This window comes from Mesorhizobium sp. M7A.F.Ca.ET.027.03.2.1 (assembly GCF_003999175.1).
Lineage (GTDB): Bacteria > Pseudomonadota > Alphaproteobacteria > Rhizobiales > Rhizobiaceae > Mesorhizobium.
The window spans coordinates 1-549 of sequence record NZ_RZOM01001813.1 but is presented as its reverse complement, the minus strand read 5'-3'; the positions used below and the strand labels follow the sequence as shown (position 1 = coordinate 549).

The 549-nt window shown below is 67.6% G+C and carries 1 protein-coding gene; it reads right to left on the bottom strand.

Annotation, left to right across the window (positions count from 1 at the left end):
• The coding region (locus EN750_RS41350; protein ID WP_281062395.1) for a molybdopterin dinucleotide binding domain-containing protein at positions 1–549 on the bottom strand (549 nt) is incomplete at both ends.

The window sequence follows — 549 nt, the reverse complement described above, 5'->3', positions numbered from 1 at the left end:
GTGCATCGGCGCAAACAGGCTGCCCTGGCGCTGGCGTATCGTCACCAGCGCGCGGACCAGCACGTCACCGCGCGGGCTGGAAACGCGCACGATGTCGGCGTCACCGATGCCGAAGCGCTGCGCATCCACCGGGTGGATCTCGACGAAGGGCTCGGCGATGTGCTGCGAAAGCCGCGGGCTTTTGCCGGTCCGCGTCATGGTGTGCCAATGGTCGCGGATACGGCCGGTGTTGAGGATCAGCGGATAGTCGGGACTGGTGCGGACTTCCGTGGTCGGGCGGATGGCGATGAAGCGCGCCTTGCGATCGGGTGTGTAGAAATTGCCGTCGGCGAAGAAGCGAACCTGGAGCCCAGTCGTGCCGACCCCTTCTGGCCTGCCGGCCATCTCCCCCTCGAGGGGGGAGACTAGCAGCTTTGTCACCGGCGCTTCTTCCGCAGCGTTGGCGATTGGCGAAAGCCGAGCGGCAGGCTGATCTCCCCCCTTGAGGGGGAGATGGCCGGCAGGCCAGAAGGGGTCGGCCCGAACGGGCGGCGGCCACTGGAACGGCTC